At 68.2% G+C, this 20780-nt stretch carries 14 protein-coding genes and 2 riboswitches; of the genes, 1 reads left to right on the forward strand and 13 read right to left on the reverse strand.

Annotated elements, in window-relative coordinates:
• Window positions 1-258: 258 nt before the first annotated feature.
• The 9 genes from DIE22_RS30790 to DIE22_RS30830 form a co-directional block, all read right to left on the reverse strand.
• Window positions 259-798, reverse strand: coding sequence for a hypothetical protein (locus tag DIE22_RS30790; protein WP_185640727.1), 540 nt, complete (start codon window positions 796-798; stop codon window positions 259-261).
• A 138-nt stretch (window positions 799-936) separates the two neighbouring features.
• The gene (locus DIE22_RS30795) at window positions 937-1986 is read right to left on the reverse strand and encodes a patatin-like phospholipase family protein (protein WP_124501225.1); all 1050 of its coding nucleotides are present in this window, start codon (window positions 1984-1986) and stop codon (window positions 937-939) included.
• 93 nt (window positions 1987-2079) lie between these two features.
• On the reverse strand, window positions 2080-5535 hold the full coding sequence (locus DIE22_RS30800; RefSeq protein WP_124606794.1) for an adenylate/guanylate cyclase domain-containing protein: 3456 nt from the start codon (window positions 5533-5535) through the stop codon (window positions 2080-2082).
• A 295-nt stretch (window positions 5536-5830) separates the two neighbouring features.
• Window positions 5831-6742 (reverse strand): ABC transporter ATP-binding protein, encoded by a 912-nt coding sequence (locus DIE22_RS30805; protein WP_124606795.1) that lies wholly within the window; start codon window positions 6740-6742, stop codon window positions 5831-5833.
• Between the two features lie 45 nt (window positions 6743-6787).
• Entirely contained in the window at window positions 6788-7762 is a 975-nt protein-coding gene (locus DIE22_RS30810) for an ABC transporter permease (RefSeq protein ID WP_124606796.1), read from the reverse strand.
• A gap of 64 nt (window positions 7763-7826) precedes the next feature.
• The gene (gene atzF, locus DIE22_RS30815; protein WP_124606797.1) at window positions 7827-9725 is read right to left on the reverse strand and encodes an allophanate hydrolase; all 1899 of its coding nucleotides are present in this window, start codon (window positions 9723-9725) and stop codon (window positions 7827-7829) included.
• Window positions 9722-13312 (reverse strand): urea carboxylase, encoded by a 3591-nt coding sequence (uca, locus tag DIE22_RS30820; protein ID WP_124606798.1) that lies wholly within the window; start codon window positions 13310-13312, stop codon window positions 9722-9724. The genes atzF and uca overlap by 4 nt, the downstream gene beginning before the upstream one ends.
• 79 nt (window positions 13313-13391) lie before the next feature.
• On the reverse strand, window positions 13392-14048 hold the full coding sequence (locus tag DIE22_RS30825) for an urea amidolyase associated protein UAAP2 (protein ID WP_124606799.1): 657 nt from the start codon (window positions 14046-14048) through the stop codon (window positions 13392-13394).
• A gap of 11 nt (window positions 14049-14059) precedes the next feature.
• Window positions 14060-14821, reverse strand: a complete 762-nt coding sequence (locus DIE22_RS30830) for an urea amidolyase associated protein UAAP1 (RefSeq protein WP_124501232.1) — start codon at window positions 14819-14821, stop codon at window positions 14060-14062.
• A gap of 57 nt (window positions 14822-14878) precedes the next feature.
• A riboswitch (guanidine-I (ykkC/yxkD leader) is annotated at window positions 14879-15012 on the reverse strand.
• Between the two features lie 433 nt (window positions 15013-15445).
• Window positions 15446-15567, forward strand: a riboswitch (guanidine-I (ykkC/yxkD leader).
• A gap of 138 nt (window positions 15568-15705) precedes the next feature.
• Between DIE22_RS30830 and DIE22_RS30840 the strand changes: the two genes are divergently transcribed.
• Window positions 15706-16728: an ABC transporter substrate-binding protein gene (locus tag DIE22_RS30840; protein ID WP_124606800.1), complete on the forward strand. Its 1023-nt coding sequence runs from the start codon at window positions 15706-15708 to the stop codon at window positions 16726-16728.
• A 178-nt stretch (window positions 16729-16906) separates the two neighbouring features.
• On the opposite strand, the gene hutC is transcribed toward DIE22_RS30840, so the two are convergent.
• Genes hutC through DIE22_RS30860 form a run of 4 tightly spaced genes read right to left on the reverse strand, consistent with a single transcriptional unit; the run spans window position 16907 to window position 20772 of the window.
• Window positions 16907-17662, reverse strand: coding sequence for a histidine utilization repressor (gene hutC, locus DIE22_RS30845; RefSeq protein ID WP_124606801.1), 756 nt, complete (start codon window positions 17660-17662; stop codon window positions 16907-16909).
• A 33-nt stretch (window positions 17663-17695) separates the two neighbouring features.
• Window positions 17696-19198, reverse strand: a complete 1503-nt coding sequence (gene hutH, locus DIE22_RS30850) for a histidine ammonia-lyase (RefSeq protein WP_124606802.1) — start codon at window positions 19196-19198, stop codon at window positions 17696-17698.
• Between the two features lie 7 nt (window positions 19199-19205).
• A complete protein-coding gene (locus tag DIE22_RS30855) occupies window positions 19206-19997 on the reverse strand; it encodes an ABC transporter ATP-binding protein (protein WP_124606803.1) in 792 nt (263 codons plus the stop codon).
• Window positions 19998-20025: 28 nt separating this feature from the next.
• Window positions 20026-20772 (reverse strand): ABC transporter permease, encoded by a 747-nt coding sequence (locus DIE22_RS30860; protein WP_124606804.1) that lies wholly within the window; start codon window positions 20770-20772, stop codon window positions 20026-20028.
• Window positions 20773-20780: the final 8 nt, after the last annotated feature.

The raw sequence follows: 20780 nt of genomic DNA on the forward strand, positions 1-20780 counted from the left end.
TTGCCGACTGGCGCGCGGCCCGTGCGGCGGTACGTCAGCAAGACTAGAGAAGATGAGCCTTAAAGTCATGGCGGCGTCCTGAATTATTCTGAATCCGGGGCGCGGGCGCGTCCGGCGCGGCCGGCGTGCCGCGCCCATCGGGGTCGCACGGTACGATTCGTGCCGGAGCGTGAAGGCGCCGGCAACCGATGAATCGCGACGCCGGCCGGCCACCGTGAGGCAGGCACGTGCGCACGACTTCATCGATGGCACGCGCCGTCACTCCGGAATCGGCAAACCCAGCCGCCAGCTCAGATTGCCGCGCGCGCGCGCCTCGCAGCGCGTGTAGAAGAAATCGGTCAGATAGATGCGCGGACGTTCGAGCAGCCCGCGCAGAATCTTCCGTTCATGACGGTCGTAATCCCGGTCGTCGAGATCCGGGCGCTCGGCCCGCAGGCGCCGGCCATCTTCGCGAAATCGGCTGCGGGAAGCGCCAAGCACCGCCAGGTCGATGTCGCACACGAAACGGGTATCCGGTTCTGCCGCCAAGCCCCGGTGGGTCGTCGCGAGAATCATCGCGCAGATCTGGTCGCATGCGCGGATTCGCCCGTCTGCCCGGTGCCGGAACCAGTCCGCGCTACGCTGCTCGTTGTCTTGCGCGCCCGGAACGAAGATCACGTCATGGAACCAGAGCGCGAGTTCGACCGCGTCCGGTTCGGCAATCGAGCCGCGCGCCAGGTCGAGATGACGCAAGCATCGCCGTACATGCGCGAGCGTGTGGTAATGGCGCGCCGGCTCCGTATAGCATCGCGCCAGCATGCGATAGACATCCTCGGCATGTGTCCCGCCGCTGCACGACCACAACGCGACGAACCGCGCCTGCGTCCGGTTCACGTTCGCTCCTTGGCCCGGGACGGCCATACCTGAGCGCCCCATGCCGACATTACCGCGATGCGCTCAGAGAAATTCCCTGCGAATGTCGATACTCGACCGCTGTCCGATGTTGCCGTAGTAATGCGCGAGCCATGCATCCGCCTCGCGTCGCCCGTGGTCATGCAGTTCGCTCAGAAATCCCCAGTCCGCGTTGTACTTGCTCGATACGCTCAACGCGCTCAGCGCGTCGTCGGCGCGAATGGAGTGGATCAGCATTTCCTTCATCTCGCCGCGCTGTATCGTGCCTTGCTGGATCAGGTCGGTGACGAACGCGATGGCGCGCATCTCGCGCATCAGCGACGAATTGAAACTGATCTCGCTGATGCGGTTGAGAATCTCCGAGGCCGTGATCGGGACACCGCGGCGCACGAGCGGATTGATGTGCACGATCACGACGTCGCGCGTCGCGCAGTTGTAGATGAGCGGATAGATGGCCGGATTCCCCATGTACCCGCCATCCCAGTAGAACTCGCCATCGATCGAGACCGCCTGGAACAGGGTCGGCACGCATGCCGATGCAAGGACCGCGTCGGCACTGACATCCTCGCCCGTGAAGAGGCGTATTTTCCCCGTCTCGACGTTGGTCGCGCACACATACAGCCGGATTGGACAGTGCTTGCGCAGCGCGTCGAAATCGACCTGGCTCTCGAGCACCTCGCGCAGCGGATTCAGGTTGTTCGGATTGAACTGATAGGGCGAGAAAACGCGCAGCATCATGTCGGCGAAGGCATAAAGCGGCGAATGATCGAGCCCGAAGCTGTGCGTGCCCTTCAGCCAGGGCATCCAGCGCAGCGGGTTGTAGCGCTCCGCCGATTGCGCGACCGCGTGCCAGAAGTCGTGCAGTGCCTGACGCGCACCGTCTTCGCCGCCCTTTTGCAGCCCGTAGGCGAGCACGGTGGCGTTCATCGCGCCGGCACTGGTGGCACTGACGCCTTCGATTTCGAGCCTGCCGTCTTCGAGCATCCGGTCGAGCACGCCCCAGGTGAAGGCGCCGTGCATTCCGCCGCCCTGCAACGCGAGCGCGATCGGTTTGCGCGGGCCATCGTTGCGGCGTCGTGTGTGCGTGGTTGCCATGCCCGTCTCCTCGGCGCTCCGCTGATGCGGAGCAGCGGCAGGTCATCGAACGCACGTCGTCGCGCGAACCGTCGCCGTGCGCCGTCGTTCCATTCATCCGGTGCGCGCGTCCAATGCATCCAGCAGCGCTTTCGCCTCTCGCAGGTCGCGCGTGTCGAAGCCTTCCGTGAAGCAGGCGACCACCTCGGACAGCGCTTGCCTTGCCTCCGCGGTCTTCCCCTGCCGTTGCAATAGCCGCGCAAGATCCGACGCTGCCCGCAACTCCAGTGCCCTGGCACCCTGCCGGCGCGCGCACGCGATCGCCCGGTGAAAACAGGCCGCGGCTTCGTCATCGCCTGCAGGCGCCGTGCCGTCCCGGCTCGCCCCTGCGGCCGAGCAGATGCCCGCGAGCCGGCACAGCTCGGCCTCGTAGCAATGCTCACCGGATTGCTCGACGATCGCCGTGGCCTCTGCCAGCCTGTCTCGCGCCGCCCGCGTGTCACCCGCGCGCCGGTAACTGCCGGCGAGCAGCGCGAGCGAATACGGTCGCAAATCCTCGCCGCCCGCTGCCCGCTGGGCGTCGAGGCCCTGCCGCATCTGCGCGATGCCGTCCTGGATGTTGCCTTGCTCGCTCGTCGCCCAGCCGCGCAGAAGCGTCCCCCACGCGAGCCAGTAAGGCAGTCCGTGCTCGGTCGATACGGCAATGACCGCATCCGCGCGTTCGCCGGCCCGCATCGGCTCCCTGCGCAGTTGATGCAGGTGGGCCGCGTAGGTAAGACTGAACGCGAGAGATGGCCCATACGCCAAGTCCTGGGCAAGCGCGAGCGCTTCCGCGCTGCGTTTGAGCGCTTGTTCCGGATATCCCTGAAACCACAAGGTCAATACGAGGTAATTGAGCGCCCGAATGCCAGGATCCACCCCGTGCGCGAAGACGTGCGCCTGATGCTGCTTCGGATCGTAGATCGCAAGCGCCTCTTCCAGGTTTGCGCGAGCGGCGCCGAAATCGCCCCCCAGAAACAGGCACGCGCCCAGTGCGCCATATGCCTCCACGAGCAAACCCGGGTCATTCGCATCCCGGGCCGTATCGAGCATCTGCTTGCTCAGATCGGTCGCGATTGCAATCTCGCCGCGCACCACATGGTGTATCCGCAATCCCAGCTGCGTCGCAAAGCGTTGCGATGCCTCACCCGTCCGCTCGCACAATTCGAGCGCGCGCCGATAGGTCGCGCCCACCTCGGTCGAGCCATACCCGCGGACATCCATCAGGACCGGCCCGAGGGAAAGCAGCAGCGTCAGTTCCCAATGCGCTTTCATGGGTGTATCCGGCAAGCGCTTCAGCAGCGCAAGCGCCGCGCCGAGGTGATTCATCGCATCGGGATGGGCGGCATGGCGCAAGGCCTGCTGCGCCGCGCGATGCAGGTATTCGACCGCCTTGGGAATGTTGCCGCTCTGACTGTAGTGGTGCGCCAGTTCGCTGCAGTAATCGGCGATGCGCGTCGGGAACAGCATCTCGATCGCCTGCGCAGTGCGCTCGTGCAGCGTGGTGCGCCGCTCCATGAGCAACGAACGCCCGGCCACTTCCTGGGTCAGCGCGTGTTTGAACGAATAATTGACCTCGGGAAAGGCAGGTCGCTCGTAGATGAACTCCGCGGCCTCCAGATGGGCGAGCAGGCGACGCAACTCGTCGTCCCGCGCCGGCGCCTCGCTGCAAATTCGCCGGATCAGGCTGAACGGGAACTCGTGGCCGATCACCGCGAGCGCCTGCAGCAGTTCCTTTTCGTCGATCGGAAGCCGGTCGATTCGAGCCGCCAGCACGCCCTGCACGGTCGTCGGAATGTGCAGCGTGGCCGGGGTCTCCACGATCCGGTAGCGCCCGGCATCGCCGAGCAGCGACTTCTCCTCGACGAGCGTCTGGACCACTTCCTCCATGAAGAACGGGTTGCCCTCCGTCTTCTCCAGAATCAGCTGCTTGAGGGGCGCGAGCGTGCGATCCTCGCCGAGCAGCGCGGTGAGCAGTCCTTGCGCATCGGAGGGCCCAAGCGGTTCGAGCCGGATTCTGCTGCAATGCGCCGCGCCGGCCCACGCAGGCTGATACTCCGGCCGGTAGTTCACCAGAAGCAGGATGCGTGCGTCCGGCACGTGGTCGATCAAGTAGGCGAGAAAGGCTTCCGTCTCACGGTCCAGCCATTGCAGATCCTCGAACAGCAAATGGACCGGCTGATTCCGGCTCTCTCGCACGAGAAGCTGCCTGATCGCGTCGAAGGTGCGGTCGCGCCGGATCTGCGGATCCATCTCGACGAGTACCGCCCCGCCTTCGCCGATTCCAAGCAGATAGAGGACGTACGGCACGAGATCCTCGAAACTGCGCTCGAGCGCGAGCGCCTTGCCGATGACCTTTTCCCGGCAGCGCCGCTCGTCGTCCTGCGCCGTGATCTGGAAATAGTTCTTCAGGAGTTCGATGAGCGGCAAATTGGGAAACGCCTTGCCGTGCGATACCGAAAACGTCTCCAGCACCAGTGCGCCACGCCGCGAACGCTCCTTGAACTCGTGGAACAGGCGAGACTTTCCGACGCCGGCCTCCCCCACGACACCGACCACGCGCCCGTGCCCGGACCTCATGGTCTCCAGGGCCCGGTTCAGGTGTTCCATTTCCGTTTCGCGGCCGACGAACCGCGCGAGACCGCGGTGCGCCGCCAGCTGCAGGCGCGTGCGCAACGCACCCAGGCCAAGCACCTCGTATACGCACAGCGGCGCGGGAATTCCCTTGAGTTGGGTCGCCCCCAGCGCCTTGAACTCGAAATAGCCTTCGGCCAGCTTGTGGGTGGACTCGCTGACGAGAATCGACGTCGGCGCGGCGATGCCCTCGATCCGCGACGCGATGTGGATCGTATGCCCGAGCGGATCGTATTCGGTGTGCAAGTCGTCGGTGCGGATCGAACGGACGACGACCTCGCCGGTATGAACGCCGACGCGAATCTGCAGCGGAATGCCTTCCTGCAGACGAATGCGGTCGCCGTGCTGCCGCATCGCCTGCTGCATGCGCAATGCAGCGAAGAGCGCGCGCTGCGCATGGTCTTCGTGGGCGATCGGTGCGCCGAACAGCGCGAGGATGCCGTCGCCGAGCGATTTTGCGACGTAACCCTCGTAGTAATGGACCGCTTCCATCATCAGCTCGACCACGGGCACGATCAGGCGATGCGCTACTTCGGGATCGAGATCGTGGATCAACGCGGTCGAACCTGCCATGTCGGCAAACAGCGCGGTCACGGTCTTGCGCTCGCCGGCCGGCTCGCCGCGCGCTTCCATGGCCGCATGTTCGGCACGGATCCGCTCGGCGAGATGATCGGGCGTGTAATGAATCGGGGTGGGCGACGGTGCCTGAGCCGACGGTCGGGAACTTGACGGCGCAGCGGCAGGTGCCGCGAGCAACGCCCCGCAGTTGCTGCAGAAGCGGGCCGCCGGCTCTGCGTCATGCCCGCAATGCGGACATGTGCGGGCCAGCACGGCCTGGCATTCCTGGCAGAACCTCGCACCGGGAGGATTCTCGGATCCGCATAGTGTGCAGCGCATAAAACCCTCTTCCCGCCAAGGGTCGACCTCGAAACATTATGCGCCACTCTCCGCGGGGAATCAGGCCGGCAAGCGAAGGAATCGCTGGTTCAACGGCAAACGATGCGGTACTCGGGGAAACCGCGGTGCGCACCCGCGACCCACGGGGCGCACGGCACGACCGCGCCACGTTGTCCCCCTCCAACGCAGCCGAGGATTCAAATTGGCGGGCGATAAAGGGGCGTGATCTCCCGGCAACCGTACCGAGGGCCCGCGGTACGAGATCACGGGCACATCCGCGCGGCTGGCCCTCCCGCTACTCGACGTTGTCCGACACATCCGTCATCCGGATCATGTGCGGCTTGACACCGTCGTCGTCCGCCGCCGCCTCCTCCTTCGGATGGATCAGCGCTTCGAGCCGCGCCTTCGTCGCAATGAATTCGGGCGTGTTGACCTGCGAGACATCCCGCGGCCGCGCCACCGGCACCTCGATCAGTTCCTGCACGCCCCCCGGGTTCGCCTTCAGCACGAGAATCCGGTCCGCCAGGAAAATCGCCTCGTCGAGATCGTGCGTGATGAACAGGATCGTCACGTCGATATTGCGCCAGATGTCGAGCAGGTGTGCCTGCATCCGCGCACGCGTCTGCGCGTCGAGTGCGCCGAACGGCTCGTCCATCAGCAGGATGCGCGGACGGTTCGCGAGCGCGCGGGCGATCGCCACGCGCTGCTTCATGCCGCCCGACAACTGATGCGGATACGCGTCGGCGAAACGCGTCAGCCCGACCAGATCGAGCCATTGCAGCGCCTCGCGCTCGGCTTCGCCGCTGCTGCTGCCGTTCATCCGCAGACCGAACATCACGTTCTTCTTCACGGTGAGCCACGGAAACAGCGTATAGCCCTGGAACACCATCCCGCGATCGGCGCCCGGCCCCTGCACGGGCTTGCCGTCCAGCAGCACCTCGCCGCTCGTCTGCGCCTCGAGCCCCGCCAGGATGCGAATCAGCGTCGACTTGCCGCAGCCGGACGGTCCGATCACGCACACGAACTCGCGCCGGTGGGTACGGAAACTGATGTCATCGAGCGCGACGCACTCGCCCTGCGGCGTCGCGAAACGCTTGCCGACATGGCGCACGTCGAGTATCACGTCGCGGGATTTCAGTCGCACGAAGCGCTCGCGCACCGCGTCGGATTGAATCAGGTAATCGGGAACGGCTTGCGGATTCTGCATGATGCCCTCTACGGAAATCGGTCGATGGACGCGCGTCAACGGGCGTCACGCTTTCAGCGTGCGATCCCACGGAAACAGCTTGCGGCCGAGCAGTCCGAGCGCGATGTCGGTGCCGAGGCCGATGATCCCGATCATCAGGATCGCCGCGTAGACGTTGTCGAAATGCTGGTAGCGTGCCTGCTGGCTGATGTACCACGTGATGCCCGAGCTCGTGCCGACGAGTTCGGCGACGATCAGATAGGTCCATGCCCAGCCAAGCAGGATCCGCTGGTCGCGATACAGGTCCGGCAGCACGCCGGGAATCACGACGTGCGTAAGCAGCTTCAGCTTCTTCGTGCCGAGCGTCATCGCGGCCTCGAACAGCCCGTATTCGAGCTTGCGCGTCGTGTTCGCGATGATCAGCACCTGCTGGAACAGCGTGCCGATCACGATGATCGCGATCTTCGGCGCGTCGTAGATGCCGAGAATCGCGACCATCAGCGCGCCGAACGCCGGCGCCGGCAGGTAGCGGAAGAACTCCAGGAACGGCTCCTGCAGCCGCGCGAGCGCACTGAAGGTGCCGCAGACGATGCCGAGCGGCACGCCGATCACGGACGAGATCACGAAGCCCCAGAAGATGATCCGGATGCTGTGCCACAGGCTCTCGTGCAGCCACACGCCGTCGCGCGATGCGGGCGGCGTCGTGAACGCCGTGTGGAACGCGCGCAGCACCTGGTGCGGCGCGGGCAGGTACACCGGGTTCGCGCGCACGCCTTCGGGCACGGCCGCGTGCGTCGCACGCGCCTGCGCGAGCTCGTCGTCGAACACGTCGCGGTCGATCTGCATGCCGGTCTGGAAATAGTCGACGCTCCCCGGATTCGTGATGCGCATTTGCGGATGCCAGACGAACGGCACATAGCTGATCAGGCACCAGACGGCGAACGGCAGCAGGAAGGACGCCAGGCCGAGCGTCCACTTGCCGCGCGCCGTCAGTTCGCGGCGCACGGCCAGCCATCCGGTCGTGTTGCGGGTCATTGACATGGGAATCTCCGTATCGTTTCGGGTGCCGGTCGCGCGGATGCCGGGGCAACGCGCGACCGGGCGTTCATTGCAATGCGCCGCGGGCGGCCTGTGCGCGGTAAGCCCGCCAGCCGCCGAAGCGCGTGATGTCCTGCGCATCGGCGAGCGCCGCGCCTTCACACAGGAAACCCTGCACCCGCGAGCCGTCCGCGAGCGTCAGCGTGCCGATGCCGAGCGGCGCCGCAATCCCGGCGACGAAGCTGCCGTAGGTATCGACCGGCATCTCCCAGATCTCGACCGCGATCGGCGCGCCGCCGTCCGGCACGCGCACGAGGCCCGGCTTGGCGACGCCGCCGCATGCCGCCGCGGACAGCGCGTAGAGGCGATAGGCGGCCGCCGTCGTCGTCGCGACGACGAAACGCGCGCCCCGCTGCGTGAGCTGCCCGTTCAACGGCTCGCCACGCAGATGCGCGCCGACGACGGCCACGCGCACGACGCCGGACGACACGCCGGGCGACGCATCGGGCGCAGGTGCGGCCGGTGCAGGTGACCCGGCGTCACCCGCAGCCGCATCGCTCGCGGCGACGGTGCCGTCGGCCCACGCCTGTGCGAGATCCAGCAGCCGCGCATCGTCGTGCGCGCGGCCGACGAACGTGATCCCGAACGGCAAGCCCGCATGCCGCCCGGTTTCGCATAGGCCGGCAGGCACCGCGATCGCCGACAGGTCGAGCAGGTTGACGAAATTCGTGTAGTAGCCGAAGCGTGAGTTGACGCCGATCGGGTCGGCTTCGAGCGCGTCGACGGTCGCCGTCGTCGCCGAGGTCGGCATCACGAGCGCATCGAGCCCGCCCCATGCGCGGTCCGCCTCGACGCGCAGCGTCGCGAGCCGGTCGAATGCCGCGAACGCGTCGACCGCGCTGAAGCGCGACGCACCGCCGACGATCTCGCGGATCACCGGATGCAGCGCATCGGGTTCCCGCGCGGCGAATGCGCCGATCGCGGCGAGCCGCTCGGCCACCCACGGGCCTTCGTACAGCAGCCGCGCGGCGGCCAGGAGCGGACTGAAATCGATCTCGACGACCCGCGCGCCGGTCGCGCGCAGGCGTTCGAGCGCCGCGCTCCATGCCGCGCGATACGATTCGTCGCCGAAGAATTCGAGCTGATCGGCACGCGGCGCGCCGAACCGCAACTGCCCGAGCGGCCGCACCGGATGCGCGCGCAGGCCGTCCGCGCCCGGCAGCGGCTGCCATGCGCGCCCGTACGGGTCGCCTTCGGTCACGCCATGCGCGACGTCGAACACCGCCCGTGCATCCGCCGGCGAGTGCGCGAACACCGACACGCAATCGAGCGACCGGCAGGCCGGCACCACGCCGAGCGTGCTCAGCACGCCCCGCGTCGGCTTGAGCCCGACGAGCCCGTGGAACGCGGCCGGCACGCGCCCGGAACCGGCCGTGTCGGTGCCGAGCGAGAACGTTGCAACGCCGAGCGCGACCGCCACCGCCGACCCGGAACTCGACCCGCCCGACGCATAGCGCGGATCGAGCGCATTGCGGCACGCGCCGTAAGGCGAGCGCTGTCCCGAGAGCCCGGTCGCGAACTGGTCGAGATTGGTCTTGCCGACGGGAATCGCGCCGGCCGCGATCAGCCGCTCGACGACGGGCGCGCTGCGTCCCGGCGTATACGCATAGGCCGGGCAGGCCGCCGTCGTCGGGATGCCGGCGAGGTCGATGTTGTCCTTGATCGCGAACGGCACGCCGTAGAGCGGCAACGACGCGATGTCGCGCCCGGCGAGCGCGTCGGCATACCGCGTCATCTCCGTGCGCGTCAGTGGCCGGATCCACGCATGATGCGGGTCGCCCGCGTCGACATGCGCGGCGATCGCGTCGACGAGCGCATGCGGCGTCAGGTCGCCCGCTTCATAGCGCGCGCGCAGCGCGGCAAGCGAGCGCAGCCCGGGCAGGATCGAGCGTTCCGTCGTGCTCATGCGACCTCCTCGGCAGCGCCGGCCTTCATCACCATCAGCCGCTGGCCGGCCACCACCGCCGCGCCCTGCGCGCAATCGATCGTCTCGATCGTGCCGTCTTCCGTTGCCGTCACAGCCACCTCCATCTTCATCGACTCGACGATCGCGACGACCTGCCCCTCGGTCACGCGCTCGCCGGCTTCGACCAGCACCTTCCACACGCTGCCCGACACGTCCGCGGCAATCGCCCGCCGCGTGTCGTCGAGCGCACCCGCTGCCGGTGCCGCCGGCGCGTCGCCCTGCTCCGCTTCACCGACGTATTCCGCCTGCCCGGCCGTCCGCCATCGCTCGCGCTCGGCTTCGAACGCGGTTTGCTGCGCGGCCTTGAACGTCGCGATCGAATCCGCCTCGTCGCGCAGGAAGCGGTTGTAGGCACCCAGATCGAACACGGATTCCTCGATCTTCAGCGCAGCACGGCCCGCGATGAAATCCGCGCGCAGCGCGGTCAGCTCGGCCTCGCTGACTTCGTAAAAACGGATCTCGTCGAAGAAGCGCAGCAGCCAGGGCTTGCCGGCCTCGAATTCGCGCGTGGTGCGGTGGCGGTTCCACATCTGCACGGTACGGCCGACGAACTGGTAGCCGCCGGGCCCTTCCATCCCGTACACGCACAGATACGCGCCGCCGATGCCGACCGCGTTCTCCGGCGTCCAGGTGCGCGCGGGGTTGTACTTCGTCGTGACGAGCCGGTGCCGCGGATCGATCGGCGTCGCGACCGGCGCACCGAGGTAGACGTCGCCGAGTCCCATCACCAGATAGCGCGCGTCGAACACGATGCGCTTGACGTCGTCGATGCCCGCCAGGCCGTTGATGCGCCGGATGAACTCGATATTGCTCGGGCACCACGGCGCGTCGGGCCGCACCGACTGCATGTAGCGCTCGATCGCGATGCGCGTCGACGGGTCGTCCCACGACAGCGGCAGATGCACGATGCGGTTCGGCACGCGCATGTCGGCCACGTCGGGCAGTTCGCGCTCCGCGGCCTGCAGATGCGCGAGCAACGCGGCAAGCGGCAGCGTCCGCGCGTCGAACTGCACCTGCAGCGAGCGAATCCCCGGCGTCAGGTCGAGCATGCCGGGCAGCCGGTGCGCGTCGAGCCAGCACATCAGCGCGTGCACGCGAAAGCGCAGGTTGAGGTCGAGCACGAGCGGCCCGTATTCGACCAGCACGTTGCGATCGCCCGAGCGCCGGTAGACCACGCCGATGCCGCCGCCGGCCGACGGGTCGCGATGCAGCACGCAATCGTCCGGTGCGGCGGCAGGCGCCGCCGGCACGCCCGCGGCGGCGGCATGCGCGGGCGACACGCGGGCGCGCACGAACTGCACGGTATCGCCCGGGCGCAGTTGCCCGAGCTTCCACCACTCGTCGCGCACGACCGTCACCGGGCAGACGAAGCCGCCGAGGCTCGGACCGTCGGGGCCCAGGATCACCGGCATGTCGCCGGTGAAATCGACCGCACCGATCGCATACGCGTTGTCGTGGATGTTCGACGGATGCAGGCCTGCCTCGCCGCCGTCCACGCGCGCCCATTGCGGCTTCGGGCCGATCAGCCGCACGCCGGTGCGGCTGGAGTTGTAATGGACTGTCCACTGCGTGCCGTAGAGCATCGCGATGTCGTCGGGCGTGAAGAAATCCGGCGCGCCGTGCGGACCGTCGAGCACGCCGAGCGTCCACGCATGCGTCAGCGCGGGGATGTCGGCCGCGGCCAGCGTCGCGCCCGGGTCGCCACGCCCCGCGTCGGCGTGCAGATGCAGCACGTCGCCCTTGCGCAGCGCGCGCCCCGCGTGGCCGCCGAACTGGCCGAGCGTGAAGGTCGCCTTGCTGCCGAGATAGTCGGGCACCTGCAGCCCGCCTTTCACGGCCAGGCATGCGCGCACACCCGCGCCCGTCACGCCGCCGAGCTTCAGCACCGTGCCCGGCCGTGCGCGCAGCACCTGCCAGAACGGCGCGGGCGCGCCGTCGAGCGTGGCCGCGAGCGGCGCGCCGCCGAGCACGAACAGCGTCGCCGTGTTGAAGCGCAGCGTCGCGCCGACCATCGTGAATTCCAGCCCGGCCGCGTCGCGCGCGTTGCCTAGCAGCGCGTTCGCGAGGTCGAACGCGCGATCGTCCATCGGCCCGGACGGCGGCACGCCGACGCTCCAGTAGCCGACGCGCCCGGGGGCCTGCTGCACGGTGGTCTGCACGCCGCCGTCGAGCACGTCGATCGTGTCCGGCGCGAACGCGAAGCGCGACAGGAATGCCGTCGTCGGCGCGCCGCGCGCGAACGTATCCGAGCCGACCACGGCACGCAGGTAGTCGAGGTTGGTCTCGATCCCGTACAGTTCGGTATGCGCCAGCGCGGCCTGCAATGCGGCCAGCGCGTCGCGCCGCGTATCGCCGCGCACGATCAGCTTCGCGAGCAACGGATCGTAATGCGCGCTGATCTCGGTGCCCGCGTCGATCCAGCCGTCGACACGCACGTGGTCCGGAAACGCGACGTGCGTGAGCAGGCCCGCGCTCGGCAGGAACTGCTTGTGCGGATCCTCCGCATAGAGCCGCACCTGGATGCTCGCGCCGCGCGGCGCAACGGCGAGCGTGTCGAGCGGCGGCAGGTCGCCTTCGGCCTGCAGGATCATCCATTCCACGAGATCGACACCCGTCACCGCTTCGGTCACGCAATGTTCGACCTGCAGGCGCGTATTCACCTCGAGGAAATAGAACCGCCGCGCGTGCGTGTCGAACACGAATTCGACCGTGCCGGCCGACGCGTAGCCGACCGCGCGGGCGAGCCGCACCGCGCTCGCGTGCAGCGCGTCGCGCTCGGCGCCGCTCAGGTCCGGCGCGGGCGTCTCCTCGATCACCTTCTGGTTGCGGCGCTGCACGGAGCAGTCGCGTTCGCCGAGCGCGATCGCACCGCCCCGGCCGTCGCCGAAGATCTGCACTTCGATGTGCCGCGCGTGTTCGACGAACTTCTCGAGATAGACGCCCGCATGCGCGAAGTTCGCGTTGCCGAGCCGCACGACGGATTCGAAGGCCGCCTCGAGCTGCGCGGCATCGCGGCACAGCGACATGCCGATCCCGCCGCCGCCGGCGGTGCTTTTCAGCATCACCGGATAACCGATTGCGCCGGCTTCGGCAAGCGCCATCGCCACGTCGTCGAGCAGGCCCGTGCCCGGCAGCAGCGCGACGCCCTGCGCGGCGGCGAGCGCGCGCGCGGTGTGCTTGAGGCCGAACGCGCGCATGTGATCGCCGCGCGGCCCGATGAAACGCAGTCCCGCCGCTTCGCATGCATCGGCGAAACCGGCATGCTCGGACAGGAAACCGTAGCCGGGATGCACGGCCTGCGCGCCGGTCTCGCGCGCGGCGGCGAGGATCGCCGCGACGTTCAGGTAGCTGTCGGCCGCCGGCGCGGGCCCGACACGCACGGCTTCGTCGGCGAGCGCCACGTGACGCGCGTCGCGATCGGCATCCGAATGGATCGCGACCGACGCGATGCCGAGCCGCTTCAGCGTGCGGATCACACGGCACGCGATTTCGCCGCGGTTCGCGACGAGGACCTTGGCGAATCTCATGTTGCCTCCCGCCGGGCCGCCCCAAGGGAGGCAACCGCCCCCTTGGGGGGCAGCGAACGATAGTGAGCGTGGGGGTAGTTCATTCAGCCTCCCAAACCGTGAGGCGCACGGGCGTCGGGTTGTAGCCGTTGCACGGATTGTTGAGTTGCGGGCAGTTCGAGATCAGCACCGTGACGTCCATCTCCGCCCGCATCTCGACGTACTTGCCGGGCGCGGAAATGCCGTCCTCGAACGTGAGCCCGCCGAGCGGCGTGACGGGCACGTTCATGAAGAAGTTGACGTTGCCGACGAGGTCGCGCTTGCCGAGCCGCGCACCCGCGCCGCACGTGCAGTGCGCGATCGCGTTGAGGAAGCTGTCGCGGCAGTTGTGCATGTAGCGCTTGTCGAGCGCATAGCGCACGGTATTGCTCTCGGCCGCGCATGCGCCACCGAGCGTGTCGTGGCGGCCGCAGGTGTCCGCGACGATCGTCACCATCGGGTTGCCCCGGCTGGACAGCAGCACGCTGCCCGCGCTCAGGTACAGGTTGCGCTGCGCGCGAATCGTGTCCTGCGCGCTGTAGCGCTCCTCGGTGTCGTCGGACCGGTAGAACAACGTGTCGACGGCCTGGTTGCCCTCTAGGTCGAGGATGCGGAAGACCTGTCCGCGCTTCAGGTCGTGCAGCCACGGTTCGCCCGCTTTCAGCGTGGTGTCGTGGATCGCGTCGCGCGGGTCGAGACGGCTTTCGATGATCGGCATGGTCCGGCTCCTTACGCGAACAGACGGTCGGTGTTGGCGAAGCCGCGCGTGTTCTCGGCGCACGCGCGCCGGCACGGGTCGTCCTCGGGCGCGGCGCCGTCCGCCGGATACGCGCGGTACGCGATCAGCCTCACGGGCTTCGGTGCGTAGTCCGCACGCGGATCGAGCGGATGCGGCGCGGTCGAGAACGCCGCGAGCGTGTTCATCTCGAAGCGCAGGTCGAGCGCGCTGCCGGCCGGCGAATGTCCGGCGACGAAATCGAGCGCGCCGTCGTCGCGCGCGTCGAGCCGGCTGAAGAAGTTGACGTTCGCGGCGAGATCGCGCGCCGACAGGCCGTATTTCGCGAGCTCGAGCACGAGGCTGTCGCGGCCGTTGCGGATCATCGCGTTGCGATCGGCCTGGTACGACGTGGTGCCGTACTTGTGCGCGAACAACCGCGCATCGCCGACGCCGCCGAGCGGGTCGTGCCAGCCGAGCGTGTCGGCCGTGATCGACGCGATCACGCGCCCCATGTCGGTGTACAGCGCATGGCCGCGCGTGAGATGCGCGGTGTGCTGCGCCTTCAGCGTATCGGCCATGTTGTAGCGTTCGAGCGGATCTTCCTGGCGATGAAAGACGGCGGACAGGTTCGCGCCGCCGTCGACATCGACGATGCGCAGCGCGAGACCGCGGCGCAGGATGCCGGACCAGTGGGTTCCTGCGGGAATCAGCGTTTCCCACACGGCGTGTGGCGGCGGAACAAGGACGGGGACGGCTTGGGGGCTCGGCGACATGGCGGCTCCGTGGTCGGTTGGACAAAAGGCGTGAGAGGGCGACCGAACGACATCGCGACCTCCCGGGCTTTTATCCCTCCGTGGAGCCTCGCCGTTTCCTCGAATCGAGGCGAAGGCAAGACCGGATTGCTCTCGGACCAGTCATCGCGCGGCGCGAACGCCGCACGACCGGAACCCTAGCGATCCTGAAGATGATGCAAATTGCTTCGCACCTCTCGAGCGTCGATTAAGCGAGTTGCGTGCCAGCCGCCGCGCAAAGACCGCACGACGCGGCACGGCGGCTCGATGACGGCGCGGCATCCACGAATCGGCGGCAGACGCCTGCCCTCGCAGCGGGCGTGCGACGCACCATGCGCACGCGATCGCGCACCGGCGCAGTGCGCATCGCACGCACGCGCACCGCACGATCCGCGATGGCATGGGCATTGCTGGACGGATGCACCGTCACTCGATACCCCACCCTTCATGAACAAGCTCGACCTGCTCCGGCGTGCATTGAGCGCGCTGTTCTCTGCCCGCTTCATCGAACTTCAGCGCGCCGCACGCCGCCGTTGAATCGCATTGCCGCACGCCATTGGCACGCTTCTCGCTCGGCATGACACCGAGAGGTGCGGCGGCGTCGCATCTTAGGGGTGCTAGGGTTCCGGTTCATCGAACGTCTGGTCCGAGAGCAGCCCGGCGCGGGTGCGTCCGATCGCGAGACCGGATGCACGCGTGCTACACGGCGGGACAAAAGCCCGGGAGATTGGCGATGGCAACGGCCGTCGCGCCTCTCCGTGGCCGCTTCGTACGTTCCGCATCCGCAGGAACCGGCCACGCGGCCGGACCGCGCACAGGCACGGTCCGAATCGACGATCCCGATCCCGGTCTCCTGGAGAACAACGATGACCCGTCCCGCCCTGGCGTTCCGCCGCCTGCCGTCCCTCCGTTCCGTCCGTCACGCATTGGGGGCCGCCGTCACGGCGGCCGCGCTGTTGGCGGCGCCCGCCGCGCAGGCGGCCGCGCCACTGAAGATCGGTTACAGCGACTGGCCGGGCTGGGTCGCGTTCCAGGTCGCGCTCGACAAGGGCTGGTTCAAGGAAGCCGGCGTCGACGTCGATTTCGAATGGTTCGATTATTCGGCATCGCTCGACGCGTTTTCCGCAGGCAAGCTCGACGCGGTCGCGGCGACCAACGGCGATGCGCTCGTCACCGGCGCGGCCGGCGCGAAGAACGTCATGATCCTGCTGACCGACTATTCGGCCGGCAACGACATGATCGTCGCGAAGCCGCCGCTGCGCACCGTCGAGGCGCTGAAGGGCAAGAAGGTCGGCGTCGAACTCGGCCTGGTCGATCACCTGCTGCTCGAAACCGCGCTCCGGAAGCACGGGCTCAAGAACAGCGACGTCACGCTCGTGAATGCGAAAACCAACGAACTGCCGCAGGTGCTCGGTTCGTCGTCCGACATCGCCGCGGTGGCCGCCTGGCAGCCGAACGCGGGCGAGGCGTTGAAGCGCGCACCGGGCGCACGGGCGATCTTCACGTCGGCGGATGCGCCGGGGCTGATCTACGATGCGATCACGGTCGCGCCGGCGAGCCTCGCCGCGCGCCGGGCCGACTGGGCGAAGGTCGTCAAGGTCTGGTATCGCTGCGTCGCTTACATCAACGACCCGAAGACGCAGGCCGACGCGGTCAGGATCATGTCCGCGCGCGTCGGGCTCGCGCCGGAGCAGTACCTTCCGCTGCTGAAGGGCACGCACCTCCTCGACGCGGCTGCCGCGCAGCGTGCGTTCCGCAAGGGCGACGGGCTCGACTCGATCTATGGCTCGACGCGCAACGCGAATGCGTTCAACGTGCGTAACGCCGTGTACAAGCAGTCGCAGGACGTCGACGCGTATATCGATCCGCGCTTCGGCGAACTGCACTAACCGCAGCGGGCTCGCTCGCCGGGCGAGCCGGGCATGCCGGTGGCTGATCCGGTTCGGCAACCGCGGAAATCCGGACAGACGCATTACCGAAGGAAGCAGCAGCACGCGGGCCTGGCATCGCGTCAGGTCCGCGTACTGAAGCACCTCCTCGGCGAGAACCGGCGGCTCAACGCAGGTCCTACATCTTCCCGGCCAGATGAAACCGCGACGCCGGATGCCACAGCCTGACGGACGTGGCGACGTGCTCGCCGACCCACGTGCGGCGCCTCAACACCAGACACGGTTCGCCGATCTCCATCACGAGATGCCGACGCACCTGCGCATTCGGCTTCTCCGCGTAGATGCGAAACTCCGCGCGCTGGATCGGCGCCAATCGCACCATGTAGTGATTCGGCGTCTCGATCGTGAAATCCTGCTCCAGGTAGTCGGGAAACAAGGCCGGGTTGACGTAGCGATCCTCGAACTGGATCGGCTCGTCTTCCTCGTAATGCACGATGCGTGAATGAAACACGGGCCCGGCACGCAGCCCGAGCGCATCGATCGCTTCCGGGTCGACGCTGCGCTCGATCAGCAGCACGCGTGCACTGTGCCGATGGCCGCGCTCCGCGATCTCGTCCGCGATGTTGCGGATTTCGAGCACCGTCGATTCGTAATGGCGGCGCTCGACGAACGTGCCGGCGCCCTGGATGCGCGTCAGCACGCGCTCGGCCGTCAGCTCGCGCAGCGCACGCGACACCGTCATCCGGGCCACGCCGAATTCCTTGACCAGCTCGGCCTCGGTCGGAATCGCGCCGCCTGGCTTCCAGTCGCCCTTCGCGATCCGCTCGACGACGTAGCGCTTGATCTGCTGGTACGCCGGCAGCGCGCGTGCCGGCACGGCGTCGCCCGATGTGCCTGCCCGACGCGCCGGTGTGTATCGTTCCGTTTCGTTCATGCGCCCTCGACCGAATGAAGGTTGGATGCGCCGCTACAGCACGGACGGTGGCTCGCCCGCGACGATCCCGGCCGCGATCGCGATGTCGTCGGCAAGCGGCCGGTCGTCGTGATACGGCGGCACGCGTTCGCGCACCTGTCGCCACAGCGCATCGGTCGACGCGGCCCGCCCCGCCCGCTCCGCTTCGCGCGCCTGCAAATCGTACGCCTGCGCCGCGGCCAGCAGCTCGATCGCGAGCACGCGCGTCGTATTCTCGATGATGTCGAGCGCCTTCAGCGCGGCAGGCGTCGCGTGACACAGGTGATCTTCCTGCAGCCCCGACGTAATGCCGCCGTCGAGGCTCGCCGGCGCCGCGAGCCGCTGATTCTGCGCGACCAGCGCGACCGCCGTGTACTGCGCGATCATGAACCCCGAACACGTGCCGCCGGGCGCCGCGAGAAACGCCGGCAGCCCGCTCACCAGCGGATTGACGAGACGGTCCAGACGCCGCTCGGCGATCGCCGCCACCTGCGCCATCGCGGCCGCGAGGCTGTCCATCGCCAGCGCGATGCCCGCGCCGACCGCATGCGCCTGCGAATGCACGACCGGTGCGTCGCGCGTACCGGCGACGATCGGATTGTCGGTGACGGACGCGAGTTCGCGGTCGACGACTTCCGCCGTCACCGCGAACACGTCGCGCGCCGCGCCGTGCACGTGCGGGATCGTGCGCAGGCTGAGCGGATCCTGCGTATGCCGCCCGCTCGCCGCGGCGAGCATCGGGCTGCCGGCGAGCATCGCCCGCAGGCGCGCGCCGACATGCGCGATGCCGGGCGAGATCCGCAGCGCGAGCGACGCCGGGTCGAACGCGGCGAGCTGCCCGCCCAGATTCTCGAAGCTCGCTGCCGCGATCCAGTCGGCCCAGTCGAGCAGCCGCTCCGCGCGCGCCAGCGCGAGCGCGGCGAGCCCCGTGACGCACGGCGTGCCGTTGACCAGGCTCAAGCCTTCCTTCGCACCGAGCGCGAGCGGTTCGCGGCCAATGCGGCGCAGTGCCTCGTCGCCGCGCACGCGCTCGCCGCGATGGCGCGCATGACCGTGCCCGATGCACACGAGCGCGACGTGCGCCATGTGGGTCAGGTAGCCGACCGAACCGTGCGCCGGCACCTCCGGCAGGCAATCGTGTTCGAGCAGCGCGACGAGCTGTTCGACGACATCGGCATGCACGCCCGAATGCCCGTGCGCAAAGTTGTTGATCGCGGCCGCGATGATCGCGCGCGTTTCCGCCGCGCCGAGCGGCATGCCCACGCCGACCGCGTGGCTCATCAGGATGTTGCGCGACAGCGTGCTCTGCTGCGCCGGCGACACGATCACGTCGCACAGCGCACCGACGCCGGTATTGACGCCATAGGCGCGAATCCCGCGCTCGACGATCTCGTCGACGAGCCCGCGCGCCGCGGCGATCCGACCGCGCGCGGCGTCGGTCAACCCCAGCGGTTCGCCGGCCGCGACGGCCGCAATCTGCCGCCAGTCGAGCGGCCGTGCAGAACGGAATACGGTCATGACGTCCTCAGTTCGCGGCGCGGCCGTGATGGCTCGACACGAACTGGCGGAAGCGCTCGGAACACTGGCCGCCGAACAGCGCGTCGGGCGGCCCGTCCGAATCGACCTCGCCCTGATGCAGGAACATCACGCGATTCGACACGTGCCGCGCGAAGCCCATTTCGTGCGTGACGACCAGCATGGTGCGCCCTTCCTCCGCGAGCGAGCGCATCACGCGCAGCACTTCGCCGACCAGCTCCGGGTCGAGCGCCGACGTCGGTTCGTCGAACAGCATCACCTTCGGATGCATCGCGAGCGCGCGGGCGATCGCGACGCGCTGCTGCTGGCCGCCCGACAGGTGCGCCGGATAGTAGCCGCGCTTGTCCGCGAGGCCGACGCGCGCGAGCAGCGCCTCGGCTTCCTCGACCGCTTCCGCGCGGCTGCGCTTCAGCACGCGCAGCGGCCCTTCGACGAGATTGTCCAGCACGGTCATGTGCGACCACAGGTTGAAGTTCTGGAACACCATCCCGAGCTGCGAGCGGATGCGATCGACCTGCCGCCGGTCGCCCGGCTGCAGCTTGCCGTCGCGCGCGCGCTTCATCTTCAGTTCCTCGCCGGCCAGCGCGACGGAGCCGTCGTCGGGCGTTTCGAGCAGGTTCAGGCAGCGCAGAAAGGTGCTCTTGCCCGAGCCGCTCGCGCCGAGGATCGAAATGACGTCGCCCTCGTGCGCGTCGAGCGAGATGCCCTTCAGCACGTGGTGATCGCCGAACGACTTGTGGATGTTCTTGACCGACAGCGCAACGGGAGCAGCGGTGTTCATCGGATTCTCCTGGAAAGGACGGGGACGCTCAGGACGCCACGCGCCGGGAATTGCGTGTCGCCGCGGCGGGTGCACCGGATGGCTTGGGCGCACGCAGGTGGCCGGAAAGCCGCCATTCGAGCGCGCCGAGCAGGCGCACGACGATGAAGTTCAGGCCGAGATAAATGAGGGCCGCGCACACGAACACCTCGGTCGTGCGGTAGGTCTGCTGGATGATCTGCTGCGCGACGCCCGTCACCTCCCACACGGTCACGAGGCTGGCGAGCGCGGTCGACTTGACCAGCAGCACGGCTTCGGTCGAATACGCGGGCAGGCACTGGCGCAATGCGATCGGGCCGATCACGCGGCGCAGCAGCGCGAAGCCCGACAGGCCGATCGAATAACCGGCCTCGATCTGCCCGACCGGCACGGCCATCAGCCCGCCACGCACGATCTCGGCCGTGTAGCCGGCCGTGCACAGCGCGAGCGACAGCACCGCACAGACGTACGGCTCGCGCAGCAGCGGCCACATGAAGCTTTCGCGGATCACGCCGAACTGGCCGAGCCCGTAGTACACGAGAAACATCTGGATCAGCAGCGGCGAGCCGCGAAACACGAGGATGTAGGCACGCGCGCAACGGTTCGGCAGCCAGTGCGGCGACACGCGCATCGTGACGATCACGAGCGACAGCAGGCCGCCGAGCGCGAGCGACGCGAAGAACAGGCCCAGCGTGGTCGGCACGGCCGCGAGCAGCTGGCGCAGCGTGTCGAGGAGGAAGTCGAAATCGAATGACATGCGTGCTC

This window comes from Burkholderia sp. Bp9142 (genome assembly GCF_003853415.1).
Classification (GTDB): domain Bacteria; phylum Pseudomonadota; class Gammaproteobacteria; order Burkholderiales; family Burkholderiaceae; genus Burkholderia.